General features: G+C 64.5%; 28 protein-coding genes and 1 tRNA gene. 14 read left to right on the forward strand and 15 right to left on the reverse strand.

The features are described 5' to 3' along the window. Positions 1 to 60 precede the first annotated feature (60 nt). The 6 genes from CCX87_RS07305 to CCX87_RS07330 all read right to left on the reverse strand — a co-directional run bounded on the left by CCX87_RS07305 (position 61) and on the right by CCX87_RS07330 (position 4,946). Positions 61 to 558: a cupredoxin domain-containing protein gene (locus CCX87_RS07305; RefSeq protein WP_087745073.1), complete on the reverse strand. Its 498-nt coding sequence runs from the start codon at positions 556 to 558 to the stop codon at positions 61 to 63. Between the two features lie 25 nt (positions 559 to 583). After that, entirely contained in the window at positions 584 to 1,978 is a 1,395-nt protein-coding gene (locus CCX87_RS07310) for a multicopper oxidase family protein (protein ID WP_087745076.1), read from the reverse strand. 1 nt (position 1,979) lies between these two features. Next, entirely contained in the window at positions 1,980 to 3,404 is a 1,425-nt protein-coding gene (locus CCX87_RS07315) for a TolC family protein (protein ID WP_087745078.1), read from the reverse strand. Continuing rightward, the gene (locus CCX87_RS07320) at positions 3,401 to 3,796 is read right to left on the reverse strand and encodes a hypothetical protein (RefSeq protein WP_087745079.1); all 396 of its coding nucleotides are present in this window, start codon (positions 3,794 to 3,796) and stop codon (positions 3,401 to 3,403) included. The genes CCX87_RS07315 and CCX87_RS07320 overlap by 4 nt, the downstream gene beginning before the upstream one ends. A gap of 88 nt (positions 3,797 to 3,884) precedes the next feature. After that, positions 3,885 to 4,301 (reverse strand): hypothetical protein, encoded by a 417-nt coding sequence (locus tag CCX87_RS07325; protein WP_087745081.1) that lies wholly within the window; start codon positions 4,299 to 4,301, stop codon positions 3,885 to 3,887. Between the two features lie 87 nt (positions 4,302 to 4,388). Beyond that, positions 4,389 to 4,946, reverse strand: a complete 558-nt coding sequence (locus CCX87_RS07330; protein ID WP_232476552.1) for a YitT family protein — start codon at positions 4,944 to 4,946, stop codon at positions 4,389 to 4,391. A 391-nt stretch (positions 4,947 to 5,337) separates the two neighbouring features. Between CCX87_RS07330 and CCX87_RS07335 the strand changes: the two genes are divergently transcribed. Genes CCX87_RS07335 through CCX87_RS07345 form a run of 3 tightly spaced genes read left to right on the forward strand, consistent with a single transcriptional unit; the run spans position 5,338 to position 7,863 of the window. Then, on the forward strand, positions 5,338 to 6,138 hold the full coding sequence (locus CCX87_RS07335; protein WP_087748232.1) for an MlaE family ABC transporter permease: 801 nt from the start codon (positions 5,338 to 5,340) through the stop codon (positions 6,136 to 6,138). Between the two features lie 34 nt (positions 6,139 to 6,172). Continuing rightward, the gene (locus tag CCX87_RS07340) at positions 6,173 to 7,174 is read left to right on the forward strand and encodes an MlaD family protein (RefSeq protein ID WP_087745085.1); all 1,002 of its coding nucleotides are present in this window, start codon (positions 6,173 to 6,175) and stop codon (positions 7,172 to 7,174) included. After that, entirely contained in the window at positions 7,171 to 7,863 is a 693-nt protein-coding gene (locus CCX87_RS07345; RefSeq protein WP_087745087.1) for a hypothetical protein, read from the forward strand. The genes CCX87_RS07340 and CCX87_RS07345 overlap by 4 nt, the downstream gene beginning before the upstream one ends. A gap of 87 nt (positions 7,864 to 7,950) precedes the next feature. Here the strand turns inward: CCX87_RS07345 and CCX87_RS07350 are convergent, their stop codons facing one another. Further along, positions 7,951 to 8,133 (reverse strand): hypothetical protein, encoded by a 183-nt coding sequence (locus tag CCX87_RS07350; RefSeq protein WP_087745089.1) that lies wholly within the window; start codon positions 8,131 to 8,133, stop codon positions 7,951 to 7,953. Positions 8,134 to 8,247: 114 nt separating this feature from the next. On the opposite strand from CCX87_RS07350, the gene CCX87_RS20740 reads away from it, so the two are divergent. Further along, entirely contained in the window at positions 8,248 to 8,400 is a 153-nt protein-coding gene (locus CCX87_RS20740; RefSeq protein WP_157667107.1) for a hypothetical protein, read from the forward strand. A 22-nt stretch (positions 8,401 to 8,422) separates the two neighbouring features. Here CCX87_RS20740 and CCX87_RS07355 read toward each other — a convergent pair. The 3 genes from CCX87_RS07355 to CCX87_RS07365 all read right to left on the reverse strand — a co-directional run bounded on the left by CCX87_RS07355 (position 8,423) and on the right by CCX87_RS07365 (position 9,960). Then, positions 8,423 to 8,512 (reverse strand) — tRNA-Ser (locus CCX87_RS07355). A 74-nt stretch (positions 8,513 to 8,586) separates the two neighbouring features. Further along, positions 8,587 to 9,501: an SPFH domain-containing protein gene (locus tag CCX87_RS07360; RefSeq protein WP_087745091.1), complete on the reverse strand. Its 915-nt coding sequence runs from the start codon at positions 9,499 to 9,501 to the stop codon at positions 8,587 to 8,589. A 33-nt stretch (positions 9,502 to 9,534) separates the two neighbouring features. Continuing rightward, a complete protein-coding gene (locus CCX87_RS07365) occupies positions 9,535 to 9,960 on the reverse strand; it encodes an NfeD family protein (RefSeq protein WP_087745093.1) in 426 nt (141 codons plus the stop codon). 143 nt (positions 9,961 to 10,103) lie between these two features. On the opposite strand from CCX87_RS07365, the gene CCX87_RS07370 reads away from it, so the two are divergent. Further along, positions 10,104 to 12,470, forward strand: coding sequence for an arginine/lysine/ornithine decarboxylase (locus CCX87_RS07370; RefSeq protein WP_087745095.1), 2,367 nt, complete (start codon positions 10,104 to 10,106; stop codon positions 12,468 to 12,470). A gap of 166 nt (positions 12,471 to 12,636) precedes the next feature. Here CCX87_RS07370 and CCX87_RS07375 read toward each other — a convergent pair whose 3' ends face one another. After that, positions 12,637 to 13,488: a DNA ligase gene (locus CCX87_RS07375; RefSeq protein WP_087745097.1), complete on the reverse strand. Its 852-nt coding sequence runs from the start codon at positions 13,486 to 13,488 to the stop codon at positions 12,637 to 12,639. Positions 13,489 to 13,571: 83 nt separating this feature from the next. Further along, positions 13,572 to 14,372 (reverse strand): enoyl-ACP reductase FabI, encoded by an 801-nt coding sequence (gene fabI / locus CCX87_RS07380; RefSeq protein WP_087745099.1) that lies wholly within the window; start codon positions 14,370 to 14,372, stop codon positions 13,572 to 13,574. 114 nt (positions 14,373 to 14,486) lie between these two features. Here fabI and CCX87_RS07385 point away from each other — a divergent pair, with 114 nt between their 5' ends. From CCX87_RS07385 to CCX87_RS07420, 8 genes are all read left to right on the forward strand, one after another. Next, positions 14,487 to 16,283, forward strand: coding sequence for an extracellular solute-binding protein (locus CCX87_RS07385; RefSeq protein WP_087745101.1), 1,797 nt, complete (start codon positions 14,487 to 14,489; stop codon positions 16,281 to 16,283). A gap of 119 nt (positions 16,284 to 16,402) precedes the next feature. Further along, positions 16,403 to 17,434 carry a microcin C ABC transporter permease YejB gene (locus tag CCX87_RS07390; RefSeq protein ID WP_087745103.1) on the forward strand — a complete coding sequence of 344 codons (1,032 nt, stop codon included), beginning with the start codon at positions 16,403 to 16,405 and terminating at the stop codon, positions 17,432 to 17,434. A 60-nt stretch (positions 17,435 to 17,494) separates the two neighbouring features. Continuing rightward, positions 17,495 to 17,812: a type II toxin-antitoxin system Phd/YefM family antitoxin gene (locus tag CCX87_RS07395; RefSeq protein WP_157667108.1), complete on the forward strand. Its 318-nt coding sequence runs from the start codon at positions 17,495 to 17,497 to the stop codon at positions 17,810 to 17,812. A gap of 6 nt (positions 17,813 to 17,818) precedes the next feature. Continuing rightward, the gene (locus CCX87_RS07400) at positions 17,819 to 18,223 is read left to right on the forward strand and encodes a type II toxin-antitoxin system VapC family toxin (protein ID WP_087745107.1); all 405 of its coding nucleotides are present in this window, start codon (positions 17,819 to 17,821) and stop codon (positions 18,221 to 18,223) included. Between the two features lie 8 nt (positions 18,224 to 18,231). Beyond that, the gene (gene mntA / locus CCX87_RS07405; protein WP_087745109.1) at positions 18,232 to 18,675 is read left to right on the forward strand and encodes a type VII toxin-antitoxin system MntA family adenylyltransferase antitoxin; all 444 of its coding nucleotides are present in this window, start codon (positions 18,232 to 18,234) and stop codon (positions 18,673 to 18,675) included. Beyond that, a complete protein-coding gene (gene hepT / locus CCX87_RS07410) occupies positions 18,665 to 19,081 on the forward strand; it encodes a type VII toxin-antitoxin system HepT family RNase toxin (RefSeq protein ID WP_087745111.1) in 417 nt (138 codons plus the stop codon). Before mntA ends, hepT begins: the two co-directional genes overlap by 11 nt. A 9-nt stretch (positions 19,082 to 19,090) precedes the next feature. Further along, the gene (locus CCX87_RS07415) at positions 19,091 to 20,134 is read left to right on the forward strand and encodes an ABC transporter permease (protein WP_087745113.1); all 1,044 of its coding nucleotides are present in this window, start codon (positions 19,091 to 19,093) and stop codon (positions 20,132 to 20,134) included. Further along, positions 20,131 to 21,771: an ABC transporter ATP-binding protein gene (locus CCX87_RS07420; RefSeq protein WP_087745116.1), complete on the forward strand. Its 1,641-nt coding sequence runs from the start codon at positions 20,131 to 20,133 to the stop codon at positions 21,769 to 21,771. Before CCX87_RS07415 ends, CCX87_RS07420 begins: the two co-directional genes overlap by 4 nt. A 66-nt stretch (positions 21,772 to 21,837) precedes the next feature. On the opposite strand, the gene CCX87_RS07425 is transcribed toward CCX87_RS07420, so the two are convergent. Then, positions 21,838 to 22,278, reverse strand: a complete 441-nt coding sequence (locus tag CCX87_RS07425) for a DNA-binding protein (RefSeq protein WP_087745118.1) — start codon at positions 22,276 to 22,278, stop codon at positions 21,838 to 21,840. Positions 22,279 to 22,397: 119 nt separating this feature from the next. Here CCX87_RS07425 and CCX87_RS07430 point away from each other — a divergent pair, with 119 nt between their 5' ends. Continuing rightward, positions 22,398 to 24,431, forward strand: coding sequence for a DNA methyltransferase (locus CCX87_RS07430; RefSeq protein WP_087745120.1), 2,034 nt, complete (start codon positions 22,398 to 22,400; stop codon positions 24,429 to 24,431). A gap of 91 nt (positions 24,432 to 24,522) precedes the next feature. Here CCX87_RS07430 and CCX87_RS20745 read toward each other — a convergent pair whose 3' ends face one another. After that, positions 24,523 to 24,684: a hypothetical protein gene (locus CCX87_RS20745; protein WP_157667109.1), complete on the reverse strand. Its 162-nt coding sequence runs from the start codon at positions 24,682 to 24,684 to the stop codon at positions 24,523 to 24,525. A 5-nt stretch (positions 24,685 to 24,689) separates the two neighbouring features. Beyond that, positions 24,690 to 25,433, reverse strand: coding sequence for a phosphoribosyltransferase (locus CCX87_RS07435; RefSeq protein WP_087745122.1), 744 nt, complete (start codon positions 25,431 to 25,433; stop codon positions 24,690 to 24,692). Between the last annotated feature and the right edge of the window lie 7 nt (positions 25,434 to 25,440).

Genomic DNA, 25,440 nt, shown 5'->3' on the forward strand with positions numbered 1-25,440 from the left:
GAACATGGTGGAGGCTTTCGATGTGAATGGAGAAACTTGTGAGCAACTTGTTTTGGCAAGTCAACGGCTGCGCGGCCGCACGGTGATGGTTCCGGTCATGCCGGCCGCGTAGTGGCCGGGGATCAGGCAGGCAAAGTCAAAGGTGCCGGGCCGGTTGAAGTGCCAGACGATGTCGCCGCGCTGGCCCGCGCGCACATGGGCCATGTAGGGCGCGTCGTGTTCCATGTCGGGAAACTTCTGCATCATCTGCGCATGCTGGTCGAGTTCGGCTTGGGTGCCCAGCACGATCTCGTGCAGCACCTTGCCCTTGTTCTGGGCGCGCAGGCGCACGGTGTCGCCTTCCTGCACTTCGATATGGCTCGGGGAAAAGCGCATGTCGTCGCCCATGCGGATGGTGATGGTGCGGCCCACGGCAGCGGCATCGCCGGCAATGCCCCAGTCCTTTTGCTCTTTGACCACGGCGGCGCTGGCGGCATGGTGCGGCATGGTTTCATGGCCAAAAGAGGCGTTAGCGCTTATGAATAAAGCGCAAGCAGCTATGAATTTGATAGTTTTCATGGTGAAGTCCTCGTTGGGTGCGGGTTCAATGTGGGTGGCCGCTGGCGGCGGGCTTGCGTGCGTTGGCGGCGCCGGGGGCGGTGCCAGGGGTGTCGGTGCGTGCGGGGCGTGGCGTGCTGGCGGGTGCGCCCGTCCATTCATAGGCCTGCGTGCCCGGCGGCTGCTTGAAGTCGCCGGGGTCGCGGTAGTCGCCCGCTCTCTGGTCGGCGCGCACTTTCAGCGTGGTGAACATGCCGCCCATCTCCAGTGGGCCAAACGGCCCGGTGCCGGTCATCATGGGGAAGGTGTTGTCGGGCAGCGGCATCTCCATGGCGCCCATGTCGGCCATGCCGCGCTCGCCCATCACCATGTAGTCGGGCACGATCTTCTGGATCTTGCCGACCAGGCCCCGATGATCGACGCCAATCATGGTCGGCACGCTGTGGCCCATGGCGCCCATGGTGTGGTGGCTTTTGTGGCAGTGCAGCGCCCAGTCGCCGGGCTCGTCGGCAATGAAATCGACCTGCCGCATCTGGCCCACGGCCACGTCGGTGGTTACCTCGGGCCAGCGCGCGCTTTTGGGCACGGGGCCGCCGTCGGTGCCGGTCACTTCAAATTCGTGGCCGTGCAGGTGGATGGGGTGGTTGGTCATGGTGAGGTTGCCCACGCGGATGCGCACGCGCTCGCCCTGACGTGCCACCAGCGGACTGATGGCGGGGAAGACGCGGCTGTTGAAGCACCAGATGTTGTGGTCTAGCATGGTGTTGACTTTGGGGGTCAGGCTGCCGGGCTCCACGTCAAACGCGTTGAGTAAAAAAGCGTAGTCGCGCTGCACCTTGGCGATGTGCGGGTGCGCGGCCCCCTTGCCCACATTCGGGTGGGTGATCCACAGGCCCATCATGCCCATGGCCATTTGCACCATCTCGTCGGCATGCGGGTGGTACATGAAGGTGCCGGGGCGGCGCGCCTCGAACTCGTAGACAAAGGTCTTGCCTGGCTGGATGCCCGGCTGGTTGAGCCCGCCCACGCCGTCCATGCCGTTGGGCAGGCGCTGGCCGTGCCAGTGGATGGTGGTGTGCTCGGGCAGGCGGTTGGTGACGAAGATGCGCACGCGGTCGCCCTCGACCACCTCGATGGTGGGACCGGGGCTTTGGCCGTTGTAGCCCCACATATTCACCACGAAGCCGGGCGCCACCTCGCGCACCACGGGCTCGGCCACCAGGTGGAATTCCTTGACACCAGCGTTCATGCGCCAGGGGGCGGTCCAGCCGTTCAGGGTGACCACCGGGTTGTAGGGGCGGCCCGTGGGCGGGTGCAGCGGCGGCGCGGTGTCGGCGCTGGTCTGCAGGGCGGGCTCGGGCAGCGCGGCCAGGGCCACGCGGCTGACGGAGGCAGCGGCCACGGCGGTGGCGGCGCCAGAGAAGAAATTGCGACGGTTCATGTCAGTGGCCTTGTGGGGTGGTGGTGGCTGCGGCGCCGGAGGTGAGGCCCTGCAATGCGCCTGGCGACGTGCCAGTGAGTGCCAGTTGCAGATCCGTCTCGGCCAGCCAGAAGTCGCGTTGCGCTTCGATGGCGTTGGCCACGGCCTGGGTGCTGGCGCGGGCCTCGGCCAGCAGCTCCCACACGCTGGCCAGCATGCCGTTGTAGCGCAACGTGGTCTCGTCGCTGATGAACTGGCGCAGGGGCACGACCTCGCCTTGCTGCTGGCGTGCCAGATCGAGCGCGGTGCGGTAGGTGCGCCAGGCGCTGCGCACCTCGCTGCGGGCGCGCACGGCGGTGTCTTGCAGCTGGGCGGCGCTTTGCTCTACCTCGGCCTGGGCGCGGGTGCGGGCGGCTCCGCCCCAGTCAAACAGGGGCAGGGGCAGGTCCAGCTCCCAGCCGCGCTTTACGTCGCGCTCGCCCGTCGCTCTTTCGGTCGTGGTGTTGCGGGTGTAAGCCAGGCCGATATCGCCAAACACGGCCCCCACACGGCTCCAGCCTTGTCGGATGGCCTGGGTGTCGAGCTGGCGGCGGGCAGCCTGCACATCGAGGCGCTCGCGCAGCGCGGTGGCTTCGATGCCGTCCGCAGGCAATGCAGTGGCGGGCAGGGCGGGTAATTGATCTGCCAGGCGGTACTGCGCCTGCAGGCCCCAAACGCCCAGACGGCGGCTGAGCTGCTCGCGCTCTGTGGCGGCGGCCAGGCGAGCGCGGGCCAGCTGGGCGCGGGTTTCGTGCAGCACGGCCTGTTCGCGCGCCAGTTGCAGGCGGCTCCAGTTGCCCACGCGCGCCATGCGGCGGGCCAGCTCGGCACCGGTTTCGGCGGCCTCGGCCATGCGCTCGTGCGCGGCGGCCACCTGCTCGGCAGCCACGGCACGCAGCCAGGCGCGGCGCGTGTCGGAGGCCAGCGTGACCACTTCTTGTGCGGTTTGCAGCGTGGCAACCTGCATGCGCTCGGCCTGCCGGGCGGTGCGCCAGGGAAGGGTGACGAGGTCCAGCAGGCTGAAGCTCAGGGTGCGCTCGATTTCGCGCTCCTGGCTGTTGGTGAATCGCCCCAGCGCCAGGTGCGGGTTGGGTAGCGTGATGGCCTGCACGCGCTCGGCATCGGCCACGCCCAGTGCGGCCAGCCTGGCGTGCAGGCCGGGGTTGTTGAGCAGCGCAATGCGCACGGCAGCGTCTTGCGTGAGGGGCTGGGCCAGCCAACCCTGGATGGATTGCTGCGCCTGGGCGCGGGCGGCTGGGTCGGCAGCGGGCAGGGCGGCTTGTACACCACCGGTGCGGCCCGCCGTGAGCGCAGCCACGTCGCCGCGCAGGCCGTCGGGCGAAACGCTGGCACAGCCGGCCAGGAAGGCGACAGCGCCCAGCAGGGACAGGCGATGGATGGCGCTCATGGCTTGCTCCCCTGCATGGGCATGTGCTGGTGCGGTTGCATGGGCTGGGCGCCATGGCCTGAATGCGGCGGGCTGCCAGTAGATGGCGGCGCACTGGTCGGGGCCAAGGGTGGCTTGGCTGCCGATTGCTGCTCCCACGCCAGGATGTCGGCGTGGCCGCGCGGGAAGGCGGCGACCGCGTCATGGGCCTCGCGCCAGGCGTTGGGGCTGGGTGCGTCGTTCCCCAGCGGCATGGGCGTCATCCCGAGGTGAACCAGCGGGGCGCCAGGGGCATCGGGGTTGGCCGCATCCCGCATGGAATCGGGGGCCTGGGCTAGCGCGATCAGCGGCGTCAGCAGCGCCAGACATGCCGCATGTCGGGGCGAAAAAATCAGTGAATCAGGGGCGCGCATGGCGATCTCCAGACAACGAACAAAACGTTGCGCTACCGCCCGATGCGTACGCATCAGGCCATGGCAGACGCACTTCGGGCGTCGGAGATCAGGCGATGGGTGGTTTGATGGTGCGCGCCGCTTGCACACTGGCAAACGGGACGCTATTGGCAGACCGCACCGCACCACGCAGGTGCAGGGGCTGCGCTGGCAGCGTGGGTGGCGCCAGCATGGCCGAATGGCAGATGTCGCAGTCAGCGCAGGCTGGGCTGTGCTCGTGCGGGTTGCATCCGTTGGCGGGCGTGTCGTGGCAGCTGGCCGGGGCTGCTGCCTGATGGGCATCGCCATGCTCTGCGTGCAATGTGTGTTCCGCGTGGCTCTCGGCTGAGCTCGCTTGCATCTGCAGCATGGCACCCTGCACGGCTTGCACCGGCAGTGTGGGCATCACCCCGGCGGCCATGGCAGTGCCCATGAGACCCCGAAGGACCAGCATGACCACCAAAGCCAGGGACAGGATGCGACGCATGGGTGAATGATAGGCGCAAGCGCGAAAAGGTTCCGTGGTGCTGGGGGGCAGCCCTTGTTGCGTTGGGCTGGTGCCGCAATCCAGCGGCTACACCGCCATGTAGCGCCCGGGCCGGTGGTTCATGGCCAGCACCAGGTTCAGCGCCACGGCGCCGGCAATGGACCAGAGCACGCGCACGGGCTCCACCGACCACAGCGCCAGCAGCACGATGCAGCAGTCCACGGCCATTTGCACCTTGCCAGCGCGCCAGCCGTAGCGGTCCTGCAGATACAGGGCCGCAATGCCCACACCGCCCAGGCTGCAGCGGTGGCGAAACAGCACCAGAAAGCCCGTGCCCGTGATCAACCCGCCAGCGATGGCGGCATACAGGGGTTGCAGCTGCGAGAACTGCAGCAACTGCGCCTGCAGCTCGGTCAGTACCGACAGCAGCAGCACGGCGGCAAAGGTCTTGAGCGTGAACTCACGCCCCAGCTTGCGCAGGGCCAGCCAGTAAAACGGCAGGTTGAGCACGAAGAAAATCTTGCCAAAGCCGACGCCCGTGGCGTAGTGCAGCAAAAAAGCCAGCCCGGCCGTGCCACCCGTCAGCAGCCCGGCACTGGTGAAAAACGCCACGCCCACCGAGATCAGCAGCACGCCGGTGAACATCGCCACCGCGTCTTCGGTGGCGGTGTGCGGCACGCTGGCGGCGGGCGGTGTCGTGGTGGGGGCGGGGGGCAGTGGTCGGGCGGGTCATGGCAGTCGGGCGGGGCGGGAGTGGATTGGAGCATGCAAGGGCGGTGCCCGGCTTGCTTTGCGTCAACCCTGGGCGTGTCGGGTGGGCTGAGTTTGCAATGAAACTGATAGCTGCTAGCGATTATGTAGTAAGCGCTTGGGCGTGTTTTGTGCAGTGGAAAGGTCTTTCTGGTGACGCAGGCCGGGGCCATCTGGCAAAACCCTGAAACGCTACTGAAGTGATAGCTGCTTGCGCTTTGCAGTCAAGCGCTGGATCGGTATTTTGTTTCAAATGCCGCGGTGGCGCGGACGCTATGATCCGCCCATGCTCTCCCACCTGCCCGGTTATTCGTTGCCCGAGCGCCTGTGGCGCACCGCACGGCGCTGGGCGCTGGCCTGGGGGCGCATCGTGTACCTGGGTGCCGTGGTTCTGGTGTTGGTGCTGTCGCCATCCAGTTACACCCGGGCGGCCCGCCGCACGCTGGCGCGCCATATCTACCTTGATACAGCGCCCATCCTGATGGGGTTCACGGTGCTGGCAGCATTGCTGGCCCTGGTCATCACCCGCATCGTGGTGGTGACGGCGCTGAGTTATGGCTTGTCGCGCTATGCGCTCGAAATGGTGATCCGGGTGCTGGTGCTTGAACTCATTCCGCTCACGGCCACGCTGTTCGTTGCGATGCGCTGCACCATTCCCCAAGGCACGCAACTGGCGCTGCTGCGCCAGTCGGGCCACTTTGACGCGCTGCGGGCCCAAGGTGGCGACCCGGTGCGCATGGAGCTGCTGCCGCGCGTGGTGGCCGGCGTGTTTGCCAGCATCACGCTGGCGGCGTTGTCGTGTGTGGTGGCGCTGGTCATGGCCTACCTTAGCGTGTATGGCTTCAACCTGGCGGGCCTGCCCAGCTACACGCGCATGTTCGGCCATGTGTTCTCGCCGGCGGTGACGCTGGTGTTTGTGCTCAAGACGCTGTTTTCCAGCCTGGCCGTGGCCTTGATTCCCACCACGGCCGGCATGTACGACGCGGGCGACGGCGCCGCGCCCGACTCCGAGCTGGGCGGCCTCGCGCGCATGTTTGCCGTGCTGCTGCTGATCGAGGTGGGCTCGCTCGTCGGCAACTACTATTGATACCGATGGCCTTACCGAACCCTGGCAGCGCTCCATGACAGAACCAACCCCTTCTTCACCGCCGCCGCAGCAGCCACCGCTGGTGGAGCCGCTGCGCCCGGTGGCCCATTTGCAGATCAAGGCCGCGGCGTTGCTGTTGTTCACGCTGGCGCTCATCGTGGGCTCGGGCCTGTACCTGCTGTATGCGCGCGGCGCCTTCGAGCCCACGCAAACGCTGGTGCTCACGGCCGACGACTCCGAAGGCGTGGTGGTGGGCATGGACATGACGTTCTCGGGCTTTCCGATTGGCCGCGTGCGGCGCATCGAACTGTCGGACGACGGCAATGCCCGCATCGTCGTGGACGTGCCGCGCAAGGACGCGCACTGGCTGCGCCAGTCGAGCGTTTTCACGCTGGTGCGCGGCATCGTGGGCGGCACCAACATCCGCGCCTACACCGGCATGCTCAACGACCCGCTGTTGCCCGATGGCGCCGTGCGGCCCGTGTTGCGCGGCGACGCCACGGCCGAAATCCCCCAGCTCATGGCAGCGGCACGCGAGCTGCTGGGCAACCTCAACACCCTCACGGCCCAGGACGCCGCACTGGGCAGCAGCCTGGGCCAGCTGCAACAACTGGCCGCGCGGCTCAATGGGCCGGGCGGCGCGCTGGGCGTGCTGATGGGCAACGAAGCCGACGCCAAAAAAATCGTGGCCACACTGGACCGCACCAATGCCTTGCTCGCCCGCCTCGACGGCATGGTGGCGCGCGCCGACCGCCAGGTCTTTGGCCAGGATGGCAAGGACGCCCTGGTGCCCGAGGTGCGGGCCACCGTGGTGCAGCTCAATGGCCTGCTGGCAGAAACCCGCGCCAGCCTCAAGAAGGTGGACGCGGTGCTGGTCGAGGCGCAGGCCATTGGCGCCAACGCCCGCGAAGCCACCACCGACCTGGGCGCCTTGCGCGCCGAGGTGGAAAGCAGTCTGCGCAAAGTGGAAAGCCTGGTCAACGAAATCAACCGCAAATGGCCCTTTGCGCGCAACACGGAGCTGCAACTGCCATGACCATTGCCGCCGCATGGACGAAGGGCGCTTTCCGCTGGGGCGTGCTGTGCCTGGGCCTGGCCCTGGCGGCCTGTGCCAGCGGCCCGCCCACCCCCGAATGGCAGATGAACGCCCATGGGGCAGCGCAAAAGGCCCAGGACGCCTACCTGGCCGGCGACAACCGGGTCGAGCAGCTGGAATGGAACCGCGCCCGCGAAGCCTTGGCCCGCACCGGTCGCCTGGACCTGCTGGCGCGGCTGGAGCTGCTGCGCTGCGCCGGGCGCGTGGCCAGCCTGGTGTTTGAGCCGTGCGCAGGGTTTGAAGCGTTGCGCCAGGATGCCGCTGCGCCCGAAAAGGCCTACGCCGATTACCTGGCCGGCCAGCTGGCCGCGCTGGACGCGGCGCAATTGCCCGCCGCCCAGCGCAGCGTGGCCCAGGCCGTGCAAACAGATGCTGGGGCTCCGCTTTCCGGCATCGAGGACCCCCTGTCGCGCCTGGTGGCAGCGGGCGTCTTGCTCAAAACAGGCCGCGCCACGCCGGCCACCCTGTCGATCGCGGTGGAAGCGGCGTCGGCACAGGGCTGGCGCAGGCCCTTGCTGGCCTGGCTGATGGTGCAGGCGCAGCGCGCGCAGGCCGCCGGTGATACCGAGGCCGTCGCCAGATTGCAGCGGCGCATCGCCATCGTGGAGCGCGGTGGCAGGCCGGATTGACGGGGGTGCTGCTGGCGGCGGATGCCGTCGCCAACGGGGTTGCTTCAATACGTCTGGTCAAGTCCGCCACAGCGGGAGTGGTATGGCTTATTCGAACACCCCGGTCAGCAACAACTGGTCCAGTTGGCTGGGCAAGTGCGTCGTGGAGTCGGCCGATTGCACTACAAAGTCGGGCAACAGGCCCAGCACAGCAGCCAGCACAGCCAACACCACCGTGAGGGTGAATGCCACGATGGCGCGGGTACCTGGTTGAAAGTGGCGGCGGTTCATGGCGCGAATCCTCAACAAAAGAAAAGGATGCCGTTCATGCACCCGCCGGGCTGATCTACATGCACCGACCGAAGCCCCCGCCGTGGGGCTTTTTTGTTGGACGCGCAGTAGGTTATGTCGCTTTTGAAGGTTTGCCCCGGCGCAACGCTGGGAAGTGTCGGCGCGAAAAAAACGACGGTGCTGTTTGTTCATGACCGCATGAATCGCAATCTGCTGCGGGGGACACTGCGGGGGATGATCGGCCAGAAAAGAAAAAACCCTAAGTGAATCAATCACTTAGGGCATGTTCTGGCGGAGAGGGCGGGATTCGAACCCGCGGTGGGGATTAGCCCACACACGCTTTCCAGGCGTGCGACTTAAACCGCTCATCCACCTCTCCGAAGCCCTCGATTATAGCCATAGGTCAATGGGTGTTTGCGCCTGTTGCCGTGCTGGCGCCAAAAAAGGCCGGTTTCAGCTGGCTTTCTGGACCTGGGCCATCTTCATGGCTGATCCGATCAGCGCCGACACCTCGGTCATGTTGCTGGGCACGATGAGGGTGGTGGTGGCATCCTGCGCCACCTTGCCATAGGCTTCGACGGCTTTTTCTGCCACCTTGAGTTGCACGGCCTGCTCGCCGCCGGGCTGGCGGATGGCGGCGGCCACGCGCTCGATGGCTTCGGCGTTGGCTTCGGCCACGGCCTTGATCGAGGCGGCTTCGCCCGCTGCCTTGTTGATGACGGCCTGTTTTTCGCCTTCGGAGCGGGCGATGAAGGCCTCGCGCTCGCCGGTGGCGATGTTGATCTGTTCCTGGCGGCGGCCTTCGGAGGCAGCGATCAGGGCGCGCTTTTCACGTTCGGCCGTGATCTGGGCCTGCATGGCGTGCAGGATTTCTTTGGGCGGCGTGAGGTCCTTGATTTCGTAGCGCAGCACCTTCACGCCCCAGTTGAGGGCCGCCTCGTCGATGGCCTGGACCACCTGGGCGTTGATGATGTCGCGCTCTTCAAAGGTCTTGTCCAGTTCGAGCTTGCCGATCACGCTGCGCAGCGAGGTCTGGGCCAGTTGCGTGACGGCCATGATGTAGTTGCTGGAGCCGTAGCTGGCGCGCATCGGGTCGGTCACCTGAAAGTACAGGATGCCGTCCACCTGCAGCTGCGTGTTGTCGCGGGTGATGCAGACCTGGCTGGGCACGTCGAGCGGGATTTCTTTCAGGCTGTGCTTGTAGGCCACCTTGTCCACAAATGGCACCAGAAAGTTCAGGCCCGGCGTGAGCGTGCCGGCGTATTTGCCCAGCCGCTCTTTTACCCAGGCGTTTTGTTGCGGCACGACCTTGACGGAACGCGCGATAAAGATGACGGCGATGACAAAGATGACGATGGCGATTTCCATGGGAGCCTTTCCGGGAGTAAGTGAGAAGTGACTTCAGAGCGGGTCTACCAGCAGGCGGCTGCCCACCAGTTCGGCCACGCGGTGCATGCCGGAGGAAGGCGTGACGCCGGGGCGATGGATCGCGGTCCATTGCGTGCCGCGGTATTTGACGCTGGCGGTGCCGTCGGCATTCCAGCTGTCGATCATGACGGTTTCGCCCACATCCAGATTCACGCTGCGGTCAGCACGGGCAGACGGGTCGCCAGGGCGTTTCTTTTTGAATTGGTGCCATGCCACCACCGCACCGCCGCCAACCACAGCGGCTGTGATGATCTGCACGGTTATCGCCAGACCCAGGTGGGCAGCCACTGCCGCGGCTGCGAGCCCCACTGCCAGCATCAGCAGATAGAACGTGCCCGTGAGCAACTCGGTCACCACCGCCACGCCTGCCAGCAGCCACCAGATAGTGGATTCCTCCATGCCGACTCCTTTTTTGTTCGTCTTTAGTGCACCACATTCTGGGTCAAAAGAATGGCACTTCAAAGGCGTGTCGCGGTTATTCCTTACACTTCGCGCCTGTTTCGTTTTTTGGCCGGCATGGCACGGTTGCACGGAGGCTGCGCATGAAGTTTCGCTTTCCCATCATCATCATCGATGAAGACTATCGTTCCGAGAACACCTCGGGGCTTGGCATTCGTGCGCTCGCGCAAGCCATCGAGGCCGAGGGCTTCGAGGTGGTGGGGGTTACCAGCTATGGCGACCTGAGCCAGTTTGCCCAGCAGCAAAGCCGCGCCAGTGCCTTCATCCTGTCGATTGACGATGAGGAGTTCACCGCGGACGAGGGGCTTGACCCCATCGTGCTGAGCCTGCGCAACTTCATTGGCGAAGTGCGGCGCAAGAACACCGAGGTGCCGATCTATGTGCACGGCGAGACCAAGACCAGCCGCCACCTGCCCAACGACATCCTGCGCGAGCTGCATGGCTTCATCCACATGTTCGAGGACACGCCCGAGTTTGTGGCCAAGCACATCATCCGTGAGGCCAAGAGCTATCTGGAAAGCGTGCAGCCGCCGTTCTTCAAGGCGCTGCTTGACTATGCCGAAGACGGCTCGTACAGCTGGCACTGCCCTGGCCACTCGGGCGGCGTGGCGTTTTTGAAGAGTCCCGTGGGCCAGATGTACCACCAGTTCTATGGCGAAAACATGCTGCGCGCCGACGTGTGCAATGCCGTGGAAGAACTGGGCCAGCTGCTGGACCACAACGGCGCCATCGGCGAATCTGAGCGCAACGCCGCGCGCATCTTCAATGCCGACCACTGCTTCTTCGTGACTAATGGCACCAGCACCTCCAACAAGATGGTGTGGCACCACACCGTCGCACCCGATGACGTGGTGGTGGTGGACCGCAACTGCCACAAGTCCATCCTGCACAGCATCATCATGACCGGGGCCGTGCCGGTGTTCATGAAGCCCACGCGCAACCACTTCGGCATCATCGGCCCGATCCCGCAAAGCGAGTTCGAGCCCGAGGCCATTCAGGCCAAGATCCGCGCCAACCCGCTGCTCAAGGGCGTGGACGCCACAAAGGTCAAGCCGCGCGTGCTCACGCTCACGCAATCCACCTACGACGGCGTGCTTTACAACACCGAGACCATCAAGGCCATGCTCGATGGCTACGTGGACAACCTGCACTTTGACGAAGCCTGGCTGCCGCACGCGGCCTTCCATCCGTTTTATGGCAGCTACCACGCCATGGGCAAGAAGCGCGTGCGCCCCAAGCATTCGGTGACCTACGCCACGCAGTCCATCCACAAGCTGCTGGCCGGCATCAGCCAGGCCAGCCATGTGCTGGTGCAGGATTCGCAGACCACCAAGCTCGACCGCCACCTGTTCAACGAGGCCTACCTGATGCACACCAGCACCAGCCCTCAGTACAGCATCATCGCCAGCTGCGATGTGGCGGCCGCCATGATGGAGCCGCCCGGCGGCACCGCGCTGGTGGAAGAGAGCATTCTCGAAGCGCTGGACTTCCGCCGCGCCATGCGCCAGATTGAAGAGGAGTTTGGCAAGGACGATTGGTGGTTCAAGGTCTGGGGACCGGACAAGCTGGTCGAGGAGGGCATTGGCCGCGCCGAAGACTGGATCATCCGCAGCGACGGCAAAGGCAAGAAGCACAGCGCCAGCAAGTGGCACGGGTTTGGTTCGCTGGCCGATGGCTTCAACATGCTCGACCCGATCAAATCGACCATCGTCACACCGGGGCTGAATCTCAATGGCGAGTTCGACAAGACCGGCATTCCGGCCTCCATCGTCACCAAGTATCTGGCCGAGCACGGTGTGGTGGTTGAAAAAACCGGTCTCTACAGCTTCTTCATCATGTTCACCATCGGCATCACCAAGGGCCGCTGGAACACCATGCTGACGGCCTTGCAGCAGTTCAAGGACGACTACGAGAAGAACCAGCCCATGTGGCGCATCCTTCCGGAGTTCTGCCAGCAGCACAAGCGCTACGAGCGCATGGGCCTGCAGGACCTGTGCCAGCATGTGCACGAGATGTACGCCAAGTACGACATTGCGCGCCTGACAACCGAGATGTATCTGTCGGACCTCACGCCGGCCATGAAGCCCTCGGATGCCTATGCCCACATCGCCCACCGCACCACCGAGCGCGTGGAGATCGACCACCTCGAAGGCCGCATCACCGTGGGCCTGGTCACGCCGTATCCGCCGGGCATTCCGCTGCTGATTCCGGGTGAAGTGTTCAACAAGAAGATCGTGGACTACCTCAAGTTCGCCCGCGAATTCGCCAAGCTGTGCCCTGGTTTTGAAACCGATATCCACGGCCTGGTCGAGGTGGAAGACGAAAACGGGCAAGTGCGTTACTACGCCGACTGCGTGGCCGACAAGTTCGCCAAGCAGCCCAAGCCGCTCGCCACCACCGCGAACATGGTGCAGATGGGCGACGACAGCCCCTACGGCCGCAACGTATGACGGCTCCGGCGGCCCTGGCGGTCGCCGGAATATGGGTCAAATAGGCTGCTAGCGCTTGATGGATAAGCGCTGGTAGCTCATTGTTTTGTAGCGAGTTGGCGCCTTGTTGCCATCAACCCGTGGCCTGGCGCTGCGGCGCGAAAGCCGCCCGCTCACCGTGCGGGTTTTACCTGGCCGGCATGTCCTCACGCACCCGCACAAAACTCGCAAAGCGCGGCAGGCCGCCGTCGTGGGTGCCGCGAAAGCGGTAGGTCACCCAGCTGCCCACGGGCGGCGGGCGGTCGCGGTCGGCATCGCTGAAACCCGCACCCAGCCGAAAGCGCTGGCCCGAGGGCATTTCCACCAGCAGCGCGCCCATGCGCCCCGCATGGCGGCCCTTGCCGGGCAGGTGGGCGACCACGCGGGCCTCGGTGTCCTCGTGCGTCTTGACCTTGATGAGATCGTCGCTGCGGCCCGCGCGGTACAGCGATGCGCCCCGGTGCAGCATCAGCCCTTCGCCACCAGCGCGCACGGTGCGCTGCAGCAGGGCCTGCAACGCTGCGTCGTTGGCCACGCGCTTTTGCGGCACGGCCTGCACCCAGGGCTGGTGCAGCCCTTCGACGAGGACGTTCAGGGCGGGCAGGCGCTGGTCGAATGTGCCGCCATGCGCGGGCAGGTCAAACACCATGAAGCGCATCTGGCGCCAGGCCGCGTCATCGGGCTGCTGTTGGCGCGCGGTGGACTGGGCGTGGCTGAAGCGCCCGCGCCCGGCCCACAGCTCGCCGTCCATCGGCACCTCGGGCCAGCCGGCGGTGAACCAGGCGGGCGCCGCCACCGTCTCGCCGCCCCGGGTGCGCAGCGTGTGGCCGTCCCAGAAGCCCCGCACGCCATCGTATTTCTCGCTGACCCAGTAATCGGCCAGCGGCAGGCCTGGGCGATAGACCTGCGCCAGCAGCAGGGCTGGGGCGTCTGCGGCCAACGCGGGCAGTGCAGGAAATGCGGTCAGTGCCAGCCAGGCGAGGCAATTTCTGCGGTGCATGGTGCTATTGATTGTGTAGCTTCTAACGCTTTATCCGTAAGCGCTAGCAGCCGATTTGATCAAAAATACCCGGAAGGCGGTGCTCAGACCTGATCGGCGGAGAGGCCCGCCGTCTGGCTGAAGCCGCCGTCCACGTAAGTGATTTCCGCGGTGACGCCGCTGGCCAGGTCGGACAGCAGGAAGGCGGCCACATTGCCCACGTCTTCGATCGTCACGTTGCGGCGCAGGGGCGCGGCATCGGCCACGCGGCCCAGCAGCTTGCCAAAGTCCTTGATGCCGCTGGCGGCCAGCGTCTTGATGGGGCCGGCGCTGATGCCGTTGGCGCGGATGGCACGGCCGTCTTCGGTGCGGCCCACGGCTTCGGCCAGGTAGCGCACGCTGGCTTCCAGGCTGGCCTTGGCCAGGCCCATGGTGTTGTAGTTGGGAATGCTGCGCAGCGCGCCCAGGTACGACAGCGTCAGCAGCGACGATTTGTCGTTCAGATAGGGCAGGGCGGCCTTGGCCATGGCCGGGAAGCTGTAGGCGCTGATGTCGTGTGCGATGCGGAAACCTTCGCGCGACAGGCCTTCCAAAAAGTTGCCAGCAATCGCTTCACGCGGCGCAAAGCCAATGGCGTGCACAAAGCCGTCAAACTTGGGCCACACCTGGGCCAGGTCGGTAAACATGCGGTTGATCTGCTCGTCGCTGCCCACGTCGCAATCAAAGACCAGCTTCGAGTCGAACTCGGCGGCAAAGTCGGTGATGCGGTCCTTGAAGCGCTCGCCCACGTAGCTGAAAGCCAGCTCGGCGCCCTGTTGATGGCAGGCCTTGGCAATGCCGTAAGCGATGGAGCGGTTGGACAGCACGCCCGTGATGAGCAGCTTTTTGCCGGTCAGAAAACCCATGGTTGTTCTCCTGTGGAATGCGGGGTAAGGGGAGTGCGGCGTGGACGGCCCGGCTGCGGAGGGCATCTCCGCAGTCTGCGCAAAGGCCCCGCCGACGTAGTGCAGAATTGTCGCATGCGGTTTTGGCTGATTTTTTCGCTGTGGATGTGCGCTGTGCCAGCCTGGGCCGCGCATGCGTATGCGCTGTGGGGCGCGCCGCGCTATCCCGCCGGGTTCACGCATTTCAGCTACGTGAACCCCGATGCCCCCAAAGGCGGCGAGCTGCGGCTGGTGAGCAACCTGCGCACTTCCACGTTTGACAAATACAACCCGTTCACCATCAAGGGCAACGCGCCGGCGTATTTGTCGGCGCTGATGTTCGACTCGCTGCTGGTGGGCTCCATGGACGAAACCGCCACCGGCTACGGCCTGCTGGCCGAGGATGTGGAGGTGGCGGGCGACGGCCTGTCGGCCACCTTCCGCCTGCGGCCCGAAGCGCGCTTTCACAACGGCAAGCCGGTGCTGGCGCAGGATGTGAAGCACAGCTACGACACGTTGGTGGGCCCTTTCACATCGCCGGCCTACAAAACCACGCTGATCGATGTGGCGGGGGTGGATGTGCTGAACGACCGCACCGTGCGCTTTCGCTTCAAGCAGCCCAACCGCGAGCTGCCGATCACCGTGGGCGGCCTGCCGGTGTTCAGCCGCGACTGGGGCATGGAAGGCGGCCAACCCAAGCCTTTTGACCAGGTGGTGATGGACATTCCCATCGGCAGCGGGCCTTACAAAATCGGCCCGGTGCGCTTTGGCAAGGACATCACCTACGTGCGCGACCCGCAGTATTGGGCGCGCGACCTGAACGTGCGCAAGGGCACGGCCAACTTCGATCGCATCACCGTCAAGATCTACAAGGACGCCACCGCCCGGCTCGAAGCCCTCAAGGCCGGCGAGTTTGATTTGATGCGCTTTTTCAGCGCGGGCGACTGGGCGCGGCGTGTCAACGGCAAGAAGTTCAACACCGGCGAACTGGTCAAGGGCGAATTCGCGCACAAGCTGCCCTCGGGCTTTCAGAGCTATGTGCTCAACACGCGCCGCCCCCTGCTGCAGGACCTGCGCGTGCGCGAGGCCCTGGGGCTGGCCATCGACTACGAGTGGATGAACCGCCAGATGTTCTATGGCGCCTACCAGCGGGTGAACGGCCTGTTTGGCAACACCGCCTGCGAGACACGCGGCACGCCTTCGCCTGAAGAACTGGCACTGATGGAGCCGTTTCGCCAAGACATCCCCGCTGCCGCCTTTGGCCCCATGACCGTGCCACCGCGCACCGATGGCGAATCGTCCCTGCGCGCCAACCTGCGCCGCGCGCAGCAGCTCTTGAAGGACGCCGGCTGGGAAGTGCGCGATGGCGCCCTGCGCAACGCCCAGGGGCAGGCCATGGTGCTCGAATACATGGACAGCAACGAAGGCGGCGTGCGCACCATCACGCCGTGGATGCGCAGCCTCGAAAAGCTGGGCATCACGCTGCGCTTTCGCTCGGTGGACTTTGCGCTGTACCAGCAGCGCCTGCAGAAGTTTGACTTCGACATCACCTCCATGGCCTTCCAGGGCACGCACAACCCGGGCCAGGAGTTTGCCGACCTGTTTGGCAGCAAGGCGGCCGACACCGAGGATTCGGGCAACTTTGCTGGCGTGAAGAACCCGGCCGTCGATGCGCTGATCACCGCCATGACCTCCGCCAAGACCGAGGCCCAACTGCTGCCAGCCTGCCATGCGCTGGAGCGCATCATTGCGCACAGCCACTACCTGCTCCCCCAGTGGACGGCCGGCACCCACCGGATGGCCTACAACGCCTGGCGGCTGGCCAAGCCAGCCACCGTGCCACCGTATTCGAGTGGCGAAGGCTGGGTGATCGACACCTGGTGGGCCCGGTAATGTGGCCCCCACGCTCCACCGTTGCACGGGTCGCTGCCCCCCGAGGGGGCTGGCCTTGCTTGGGGCGGCCCGGCCCTGCGGCCGCCATCATCGCTACAGAAAGCAAGGGTTGATCAAAGATGCTCGCCTACATCCTCAAACGCATCCTGCTCATGCTGCCCACCCTGCTGGGCGTGCTGCTGCTGACTTTCGTGGTGATCCAGTTCGTGCCCGGCGGCCCGGTGGAGCAGTACATGGCCGAGGCCAAGGCCGGCGCGGGTGGTGGCGGTGCCGAAGGTGGTGGCCTGGCCTATCGGGGCGCGCAGGGCGTGGACCCGAAACGGCTGGAGCAGATCAAGGCGCTGTATGGCTTCGACAAGCCTGCGCACGAGCGCTTCTTCCAGATGCTGGGCCAGTTCGCGCGGTTTGACCTGGGCAAGAGCTTCTTCCAGAACAAGGATGTGTGGCAGCTGGTGGTCGAGAAGCTGCCCGTCTCCATCAGCCTGGGGTTGTGGACGTTTTTCATCAGCTACCTGGTGGCCGTGCCGCTGGGCGTGGCCAAGGCGGTGCGCGCGGGCTCGCGGTTTGACCTGGTGACCACGCTGCTCATTTTGGTGGGCTATGCCATTCCGGGTTTTGTGCTGGGCGTGGCGCTGCTGGTCATCTTTGGCGGGCAGCTGCAGTGGTTTCCGCTGCGCGGGCTCACCTCGGCCAACTGGGATGAACTGGGCTGGGGCGCGCGCATTGTGGATTACCTCTGGCACATCACCTTGCCTATCATCGCCATGGTGCTGGGCAGCTTTGCCGTCACAGCCATGCTGACCAAGAACGCCTTTCTCGAAGAGATCCGCAAGCAATATGTGCTGACGGCACGCGCCAAAGGGCTGAGCGAGCGCCAGGTGCTGTGGAAGCATGTGTTCCGCAACGCGCTGATTCCCATCATCACGGGCTTTCCGGCGGCGTTCATCGGCGCATTCTTTGCGGGCTCGCTGCTGATCGAGACGCTGTTCTCGCTCGATGGCCTGGGCCTGCTGAGTTACGAAAGCGTGATCCGCCGCGACTACCCGGTGGTGCTGGGCACGCTCTACCTGTTCACGCTGATCGGGCTGGTGACCAAGCTGGTCAGCGACCTTTGTTATGTGTGGGTAGACCCGCGGGTCAAGTTTGATTGAAGTTGGACATTGTTTGTAGGTAATATGTCCATATTGGATATCCAACCGCAGGAGGCCACCATGACATGGAACATCGCCAGCGCCAAACAGCAGTTTTCTGAAGTGGTGCGGCTCACCGCCGAGGAGCCGCAAGCCATTTACAACCGCGACAAGCCCGTGGCTGTGCTGATTTCGGCGCAGGACTATGCGCAATTCAAACAATGGCAGGCGCAGCACAAGCGGCCAACGCTCAGTGCTTTGTTCGAAGAGATCCGCGCCATCCTGGCTGCCGAGGGCGCGGACGGGATCGAGCTGCCACCGCGCACCACGCGTTACAACCCCATGGTGGACGATCCCCATTACTGGGATGACCCTGCAAAGCAACCGGCCCACCCTTGAGCCACCATGTATCTGGCCGATACCCACACCGTCAGTGAACTGATGCGCCCCCGCCCCGATGCGGGAGTGCTGCAGTGGATGCAACGCCTGGAGCAGGATGACCTGCCCGTGGTCGTCAGTGCCATCACGGTCGATGAAATCGTTTTTGGCCTGCATTGGCGACCCCATGCCGCCAAGATGCGCTGGTTTGACCTTTTCTTGCAGCGCGTCAGCGTGCTCTCGGTGGGTGGCGACATCGCCCGACGCGCCGGGGAATTGCGCGCGATATTCGCCCGCCAGGGGCGCGTGTGCGAACAGGCCGACATGCTGATCGCCGCCACCGCCCAGGTGCACGCGCTCACACTCGTCACCCGCAACGTGCGCGACTTTGACGGCTGCGGCATTGCGGTGCTCAATCCTTTTTCGGAATAAAGGTTTCCATGAACTTGCCACCGCGCTTGCCCCGAACCTTTCAGTCCACCAGCGACGAGGGCACCAAGGAAATTATCCAGGCCCTGCAGGCCTGTGTTCCTGATCTCCTGGCCATCTACGGCTTTGGCAGCCGCGTGCAGGGCGTGGCCGGGCCGCACAGTGACCTGGATGTGGCGGTGCTGGTGGCCGGCTATGCCGACCCGCTCAGCCTGTGGCGCTGGGCCGCAGATTTGAGCGATGTGGCCGGGTGCCCCGTGGATCTGCTGGATTTGCGCGCCGCGTCCACGGTGATGCAGTACCAGATCATCACCACCGGCATGCGCTGGTGGGCACGGGATGCGCAGGCTGCCTTGTTTGAAAGCGCCATCCTGAGCGAAAAAACCGCGCTGGACACTGCGCGCGCCGGTCTGCTGGCCGACATTGCGCAGCGGGGGAGCGTGTATGGCAGATGACGTGCTGTTGAACAAGGCCGCCACGATCGAGCGCTGCGTGGCGCGCGCACGCGAAGAATATTTCAGCGAGCCTGGCACCTTTGCCACCAACTTCACGCGCCAGGATGCCGCCATCCTGAATATCCAGCGCGCCTGCGAGGCCGCGCTGGACATGGGCCAGCACCTGATCCGGCGCGAACGGCTTGGCGTTCCGCAAAGCGCACGGGACGTTTTTTCGTTACTGGCGCAAGGCGGTTGGATACAAGCGCACCTGGCCGAAGGCCTGCAGCGCATGGTGGGGTTTCGCAATATCGCTGTGCATGATTACAAGGTGCTGCAATTACCCATCACGGTGGCCATCATCGAAAAGCATCTGGATGATTTTTTGCAATACAGCAAGGCCGTGCTGCAGCGTGATGGCGCCTGAAAATTTGGCATGACGATGGTTGCACCTGTCTCGCTCTCCCCCTCCCGCCGTGCCTGGCTGCGCTTCAAGCGCAACCGCCTGGGCTACTGGAGCCTGCTGATTTTTTGCGTGCTGGTGGCGCTGAGCCTGTGTGCCGAGCTGGTCAGCAACGATCGGCCGCTCATCGTGCGCTACGAGGGGCAGACTTATTTCCCCATGCTCAAGGACTACCCCGAGAAAACCTTTGGCGGAGATTTTGAAACCCCTGCCGACTACCTCGACCCCTTCATTCGCGAGCGCATCACGCAGGGCAGCAACTGGGCGCTGTACACGCTTAACCCCTACGGCCCCAACACGCTCAACTATTTCGCCAAATCGCCCAACCCCTCGGCACCCACCGCCGACAACTGGCTGGGCACCGACGACAGAGGACGCGACCTGCTGGCGCAGCTGATTTACGGCTTTCGCGTGAGCGTGCTGTTCGCGCTGGCGCTCACCGTCACGGGCGTGGCGCTGGGCGTGGTCACGGGCGCCATCCAGGGCTTTTTTGGCGGCAAGACCGATTTGGCGTTTCAGCGCTTCATCGAAATCTGGGGCTCCATGCCCGAGCTGTATTTGCTCATCATCTTCAGCGCCGTGTTCGCGCCCAGCATCTCGCTGCTGCTGATTTTGCTCAGCCTGTTCGGCTGGATGGGGCTGAGCGACTACGTGCGCGCCGAATTTTTGCGCAACCGCCAGCTCGACTACGTGAAGGCTGCGCGCGCCCTGGGCGTGGGCAATGGGCAGATCATCTGGCGCCACATCCTGCCCAACAGCCTCACGCCGGTGGTCACGTTTTTGCCGTTCCGCATGAGCGCGGCCATCCTGGCGCTGACCTCGCTCGACTTCCTGGGCCTGGGTGTGCCGCCCGGCACGCCCAGCCTGGGCGAGCTGCTCTCGCAGGGCAAGAACAGCATCGACGCCTGGTGGATATCGCTCAGCACTTTTGGCGTGCTGGTGGTCACGCTGCTGCTGCTGACCTTCATGGGCGACGCGTTGCGGGATGCGCTCGATCCGCGAAAGGCCGAAAAATGACGGGCGAAGCCATCAACCCGCTGCTCCAGGTGCGCGACCTCTCCGTGCGCTTTGGCGCCAAAGAGGTGGTGCGCAGCGCCAGCTTCAGCATCGCGCCCGGCGAAAAGCTGGCCCTGGTGGGTGAATCGGGCTCGGGCAAAACCATCACGGCACTCAGCCTGCTGCGCCTGGCGGGTGATGCCAAAATCAGCGGCAAGGCCTTGCTGCGCGGGCGCGACCTGCTCTCATTGTCAGAGCGCGAGATGCGCGGCATTCGCGGCGGCGACATCGCCATGGTGTTCCAGGAGCCCATGACGGCGCTCAACCCGCTGATGACCATCGGCCAGCAGATTGCCGAGGTTTTAGCGCTCAAAAAGGCATTGAGCCCCGCCCAGTGTGCGCAAGCAGCTATTGAACTGCTAGCAAAAACCGGCATCCCCGAGCCCGGGCGCCGCGCGGGCAGCTTTCCGCACCAGTTGAGCGGCGGCCAGCGCCAGCGCGCCATGATCGCCATGGCCCTGGCCAGCGAGCCCGCGCTGCTGCTGGCCGACGAGCCCACCACGGCGCTCGACGTCACGCTGCGCGGTCAGATTCTCGACCTGCTGTCCGACCTGCAGCGCAAAAGCGGCATGGCCGTGCTGCTCATCACGCATGACCTGAACCTGGTGCGCCGCTTTGCCGACCGCGTGGCCGTGATGGAGCAGGGCGTGCTGGTGGAACAGGGCCGCGTGGCCGATGTGTTTGGCGCCCCGCAACACGATTACACCCGCCGCCTGATCGCCAGCCTGCCCCGGCGCGATGTGGTCGAGGGCCATGCGCCCGCAGGCACCGCCCCGGTGATGAAGACGCAGGATTTGCGCGTGGCTTACCCCACCCCCTTGCCCGGTGTGCGCGGCTGGTTCAAAAAAGGCGAATTCGTGGCCGTGCAGGGCGCCACGCTGCAACTGTTGCCCGGCCGCACGCTGGGCGTGGTGGGCGAATCGGGCTCGGGCAAGTCCACGCTGGCGCTGGCCATATTGGGGTTGCTGCCGCATGGCGGCGCGCTGGCCGTGGCGGGGCAGGGGTGGCAGCAGCCCGCCACGCGCAACACGCCCGCCAACCAGCAGCTGCGCCGCAAGGTGCAGGTGGTGTTCCAGGACCCGTTTTCGTCGCTCTCGCCGCGCCTCACCGTTGAAGAGATCGTGGGCGAAGGCCTCAAGGTGCACGAGGCGGCGCTGAGTGTGGCTGCCCGCCGCACCCGCGTGGAGGCCGCGCTGAACGAGGTGGGCCTGACCGAAGCGCAATACCCCGGCCTGCTGGCGCGCTACCCGCACGAGTTTTCGGGTGGCCAGCGCCAGCGCCTGGCCATTGCGCGCGCGCTCATCGTGCAGCCGCAGGTGCTGGTGCTCGACGAGCCCACCAGCGCGCTCGACGTCACCATTCAGCAGCAGGTGCTGGGCCTGCTGCAGCGCCTGCAGCGCGACAAGGGCCTGAGCTACCTGCTCATCACGCACGACGTGGATGTGATCCGCGCCATGGCGCACGACGTGCTGGTGATGAAAGACGGCGCCGTTGTCGAGCACGGCACCGTGGCCCAGGTGCTGGATGCGCCGCAGCACCCCTACACGCAGCGGCTGGTGGCGGCGGCCACGGTGCCAGAGGTTGCGACTGAATTTTAAGGGCAAAAAATGGCTCTGGCGCTTACTGGTAAAGAGCTGGTAGCTATTAAAAAATGAGTTCCTGATTCAGCGCGGCGCCGGTTTGCTGAGCGGGTCTGCGCCCGCATCGGTGCCGCTGGCATGCACCTTGGCAAAGGTCAGGATGACCTCGCGGATCAGCTTGCGCTGGGGAATGGGCAGTTTCAGGAACGCCTCAAAAATATCCCTGTCCTGGTAGCCAATGCCGCTGTCCCAACGAGAGCGGCGCTGCTCCACCTTGCGCTGGATTTCATCGCCAAAGTTGAGCTGCTGCGGTGGCACGCCCAGCCACTCGGCCAGCACCAGCAGTTTTTCGTGCGTGGGCAGCGTTTCGCCGCGCAGCCAGCGGCGCACGCCGTGCAGCGTCATGGGCTTGCCCCAGTAGCGCGTATTGAACTCCCGTTCCAGCACCGCAGGCTTGGGCTCATAGCCCGCAGCCTTCATGGCGTCACGTAACCGGTTCGCAAACATGTTCTTTGCGTTTTCCATGCGGTTACGCTATTCGCGGCTTTGTGCACAGAGGGAACAGGCCTGTATAGTTACCAAAATAGCGTAACTATCAGTCACGTTGACGAGTCTGGCGGGCCAGAGGATGTCAGCGCCTCTCCATGCCCAAGTCCCTGCTCGAACAACTCCCCGAAATCGTCGCCAACGGGCGCAAGCAAGCCGAAAAAATCCTCGAAAGCCTGGAAAGCCGCCAGCGCGTGCGCCTGCAAACGCGCGAGGTGGTGCTGCCCGCCAAAGACAGCGCCGCGCAGGACTGGGTGACGCAGCAGCGGCGCAGCGCGCAGCAAGAGGTGTTTGCGCCGGGCCAAGCCAGCCTGCTGTCCAGCGCGCAGGCCATGCTGGGCGCCGCGCCCGATGCACCGGCCCCCGCACCCTGGGCCAACCGCCTGATCTACGGCGACAACCTGCTGGCCATGGCCGCGCTGCTGGCGGGCGATGAAGACACACCCAGCCTGCGCGGCAAGGTGGATTTGATCTACATCGACCCGCCGTTTGACAGCAAGGCCGACTACCGCACCAAGGTCACGCTACCGGGCGTGGAGCTGGAGCAAAAGCCCACGGTGATTGAGCAGTTCGCGTACTCCGACACCTGGAGCGATGGCACCGCGTCCTACCTGGCCATGATCACGCCGCGCCTGATCCTGATGCGGGAGCTGCTGGCGGATACCGGCTCGATTTATGTGCATCTGGATTGGCATGTGGGGCATTACGTCAAGCTGGTGATGGATGAGGTGTTTGGGAAGGGTCATTTTGTCAATGAAATCATCGTTTGCTACACAGGGCCGACAAACCAAAAAAGTAACTTCCCCCGAAAGCACGACACTATTTATTTTTACGAGAAATCTGCCACGCGTCACTTTGATGCAGATGCAGTGCGCGTGGACTATAAGAAATCAAACAAGGCCACGGGGAAAACAGCTCTTACAAAACGAGCCGAGGATGATTACCTCGAAATGCTTGATGAGCAGGGAAAGCTGATCGAGGACTACTGGACTGATATTCGAAGCGGGAGCCATATCCCAGCGGCTGATCGTTCGGCAGCTGGGAATTACGACACAGCAAAAGATCCGCGAATTTTGGAAAGAGTCATAGGGGCTTCTTGTCCGGTGGGCGGCATCGTTGCCGATTTCAACGGCGGCTCCGGCACCACCGCCGCAGCAGCCGAAAAACTCGGCCGCCGCTGGATCACCACCGACCTCGGCAAGCCCGCCTGCATGATCATGCGCAAGCGCCTGATCGACCTGGAGGCCAAGCCCTTCCTCTACCAAGCCATCGGCGACTACCAGGTCGAAGCCGCGAAGGCCACGCTCGGGCGCGACTTCCGCATTGGCGACCTGTCGCAAATCGTGCTGTCGCTCTACGGCGCGCTGCCCCTGCCGCCCGAGGCCAACCCGCAGCGCAACCTGGGCCAGATTGCGGGCGTGGAGCTGAACGGCCGGCGCGGCAGCAAAACGCTGGTGCTGGCCGATTCGCCCAACAAGCTCACCGGCACAGCCACGCTGAAAAAAGCCATCGCCCAGCGCGACAACCTGCTGGGCGGCTGGGACCGCGTGGTGGTGCTGGGCTGGAACTTTGAGCCCAGCATTGGCGAAACCATCACCGCGCTGAACGACAGCCGTCTGGAAGTGCTGGTGATTCCGCCCGACCTGATGGACCGTCTGAAAAAGAAGGGCGGCATCGACAAGCTGCGCGGGCAGGTGCGGTTTTCGTCGCTGCAATACCTGACGGTTCACCCGATCGAGCGCAAGGCTTCGACCAGCTCAGCCCGAACGGACGGCATGAACGAAGAAACCCTGACCGTGCGCCTGAAAAACTACGTGCTGCTCTCGCCCGAGGCCATCAACCTCGACGACGCCAACCGCGCCAAGCTGCAGGCCGTGGCCAACGCCGAGCCGCTGGCGCTGATCGAATACTGGGCGGTGGACCCGGATTACGACGGGCGCGTGTTCCGCTCGGTGTGGCAGGACTACCGGGGCAACACCGCCAACGATGCCGATGCGCTGCGCGTGGTCACGCAGGCCACTTTGAGCGTGCCCGCCCACAGCGGCCCACGCCGGGTGTGCGTGCGGGTGGTGGATGTGTTTGGGTTTGAGGCCGAGGTGGTGGCACAAGTGCCGGCTGCCTGCGCGGCGTAACGCTCAGGGCGCATCCATGTGTGACCGCCCGGATGGCGCTGTCGTGGCTGTACCTCTTCGCGATGTGAAGGGAAGAAACACCACCGCTTGGCTACGCATGGCTGGCAGCAATGAAAGCGAGCTGCAAATCCGGGTTGTCGCGCACGGCCCGGCGGATGGTGCGGACAGCCGGGGCCTTTTGCCGAGAGGCCGAGAGGTGGTCATGGCGAATGCTGTCTTTGATTCCATCAGCCATTGGCTTGATGGCGACCATAGTTTTCAGGAAAGCGCTGCGCCATCTCCTGCTTGCTCTGCCTCAGCAATGCGATCTCGGATGGTGTCAGCCGCCTCGGTTCGGGCGAGGTACCGAGCTTCTGATTCAGTAAGCGCGTCGAAGGTGTGAGCGAAATGTCCGATCCACCAGTTTTCAAGTTCTGTTCCATGTTTTTCCCTCAGTGCTTGCAAAGTTTGAGGCAGCGGCGTCAATTTGGCCGAATAGGGCTTTCCTGTCAGCGTTACCGCTGCCACTACACGCCCGCCATTGGATTCGATATGGCCCTTCAAGTTCGCCAAGGTGCCACCCATTCCCACAAAGTCATCAACCAACACGTATTCGCATCCGGCCTTCACTGGGCCTTGGAATTCAGCTTGGCGGGCCATGCGCCAGAAACCCTTGGCGCTGGTATGCCCCACCACATTGACCTGAACAACCCCTGTATCCACAGGCCAGTCCAGCACCTTTCCCAGCAGCTCCGCAAAAACCTCAGGAATCGCATTGACACCTTCGCGCTCAACGGCGTGGGCACTGACCAATGTCGGTGCGCGTCCTCCCAGCAATTCCTCCAGCACATGCGTTTTATCAAGACTGAATGTATCCACAACCAAATCTGTGGCTGCATCGTCGTTACCCGATTTCGCGGCTTTGTAGGCCGGGTGCTGTTTGACGGCAGATTCTGTGGCGTGAATCACGACATCAGGAAACGCGCCCCATGCGGTGCGAGGTGGGTGAAAGGTGGCAGGCATGGCCGGA

The sequence above is a fragment of the Acidovorax sp. T1 genome, assembly GCF_002176815.1.
Taxonomy (GTDB): domain Bacteria; phylum Pseudomonadota; class Gammaproteobacteria; order Burkholderiales; family Burkholderiaceae_C; genus Acidovorax.

Excerpts from the sequence above, each read along its gene's own strand:
- CCX87_RS07305 (WP_087745073.1), bottom strand. The coding sequence starts at position 558 with ATGAAAACTATCAAATTCATAGCTGCTTGCGCTTTATTCATAAGCGCT.
- CCX87_RS07310 (WP_087745076.1), bottom strand. The coding sequence starts at position 1,978 with ATGAACCGTCGCAATTTCTTCTCTGGCGCCGCCACCGCCGTGGCCGCT.
- CCX87_RS07315 (WP_087745078.1), bottom strand. The coding sequence starts at position 3,404 with ATGAGCGCCATCCATCGCCTGTCCCTGCTGGGCGCTGTCGCCTTCCTG.
- CCX87_RS07320 (WP_087745079.1), bottom strand. The coding sequence starts at position 3,796 with ATGCGCGCCCCTGATTCACTGATTTTTTCGCCCCGACATGCGGCATGT.
- CCX87_RS07325 (WP_087745081.1), bottom strand. The coding sequence starts at position 4,301 with ATGCGTCGCATCCTGTCCCTGGCTTTGGTGGTCATGCTGGTCCTTCGG.
- CCX87_RS07330 (WP_232476552.1), bottom strand. The coding sequence starts at position 4,946 with ATGTTCACCGGCGTGCTGCTGATCTCGGTGGGCGTGGCGTTTTTCACC.
- CCX87_RS07335 (WP_087748232.1), top strand. The coding sequence starts at position 5,338 with ATGCTCTCCCACCTGCCCGGTTATTCGTTGCCCGAGCGCCTGTGGCGC.
- CCX87_RS07340 (WP_087745085.1), top strand. The coding sequence starts at position 6,173 with ATGACAGAACCAACCCCTTCTTCACCGCCGCCGCAGCAGCCACCGCTG.
- CCX87_RS07345 (WP_087745087.1), top strand. The coding sequence starts at position 7,171 with ATGACCATTGCCGCCGCATGGACGAAGGGCGCTTTCCGCTGGGGCGTG.
- CCX87_RS07350 (WP_087745089.1), bottom strand. The coding sequence starts at position 8,133 with ATGAACCGCCGCCACTTTCAACCAGGTACCCGCGCCATCGTGGCATTC.
- CCX87_RS20740 (WP_157667107.1), top strand. The coding sequence starts at position 8,248 with ATGTCGCTTTTGAAGGTTTGCCCCGGCGCAACGCTGGGAAGTGTCGGC.
- CCX87_RS07360 (WP_087745091.1), bottom strand. The coding sequence starts at position 9,501 with ATGGAAATCGCCATCGTCATCTTTGTCATCGCCGTCATCTTTATCGCG.
- CCX87_RS07365 (WP_087745093.1), bottom strand. The coding sequence starts at position 9,960 with ATGGAGGAATCCACTATCTGGTGGCTGCTGGCAGGCGTGGCGGTGGTG.
- CCX87_RS07370 (WP_087745095.1), top strand. The coding sequence starts at position 10,104 with ATGAAGTTTCGCTTTCCCATCATCATCATCGATGAAGACTATCGTTCC.
- CCX87_RS07375 (WP_087745097.1), bottom strand. The coding sequence starts at position 13,488 with ATGCACCGCAGAAATTGCCTCGCCTGGCTGGCACTGACCGCATTTCCT.
- fabI (WP_087745099.1), bottom strand. The coding sequence starts at position 14,372 with ATGGGTTTTCTGACCGGCAAAAAGCTGCTCATCACGGGCGTGCTGTCC.
- CCX87_RS07385 (WP_087745101.1), top strand. The coding sequence starts at position 14,487 with ATGCGGTTTTGGCTGATTTTTTCGCTGTGGATGTGCGCTGTGCCAGCC.
- CCX87_RS07390 (WP_087745103.1), top strand. The coding sequence starts at position 16,403 with ATGCTCGCCTACATCCTCAAACGCATCCTGCTCATGCTGCCCACCCTG.
- CCX87_RS07395 (WP_157667108.1), top strand. The coding sequence starts at position 17,495 with ATGACATGGAACATCGCCAGCGCCAAACAGCAGTTTTCTGAAGTGGTG.
- CCX87_RS07400 (WP_087745107.1), top strand. The coding sequence starts at position 17,819 with ATGTATCTGGCCGATACCCACACCGTCAGTGAACTGATGCGCCCCCGC.
- mntA (WP_087745109.1), top strand. The coding sequence starts at position 18,232 with ATGAACTTGCCACCGCGCTTGCCCCGAACCTTTCAGTCCACCAGCGAC.
- hepT (WP_087745111.1), top strand. The coding sequence starts at position 18,665 with ATGGCAGATGACGTGCTGTTGAACAAGGCCGCCACGATCGAGCGCTGC.
- CCX87_RS07415 (WP_087745113.1), top strand. The coding sequence starts at position 19,091 with ATGACGATGGTTGCACCTGTCTCGCTCTCCCCCTCCCGCCGTGCCTGG.
- CCX87_RS07420 (WP_087745116.1), top strand. The coding sequence starts at position 20,131 with ATGACGGGCGAAGCCATCAACCCGCTGCTCCAGGTGCGCGACCTCTCC.
- CCX87_RS07425 (WP_087745118.1), bottom strand. The coding sequence starts at position 22,278 with ATGGAAAACGCAAAGAACATGTTTGCGAACCGGTTACGTGACGCCATG.
- CCX87_RS07430 (WP_087745120.1), top strand. The coding sequence starts at position 22,398 with ATGCCCAAGTCCCTGCTCGAACAACTCCCCGAAATCGTCGCCAACGGG.
- CCX87_RS20745 (WP_157667109.1), bottom strand. The coding sequence starts at position 24,684 with ATGGTCGCCATCAAGCCAATGGCTGATGGAATCAAAGACAGCATTCGC.
- CCX87_RS07435 (WP_087745122.1), bottom strand. The coding sequence starts at position 25,433 with ATGCCTGCCACCTTTCACCCACCTCGCACCGCATGGGGCGCGTTTCCT.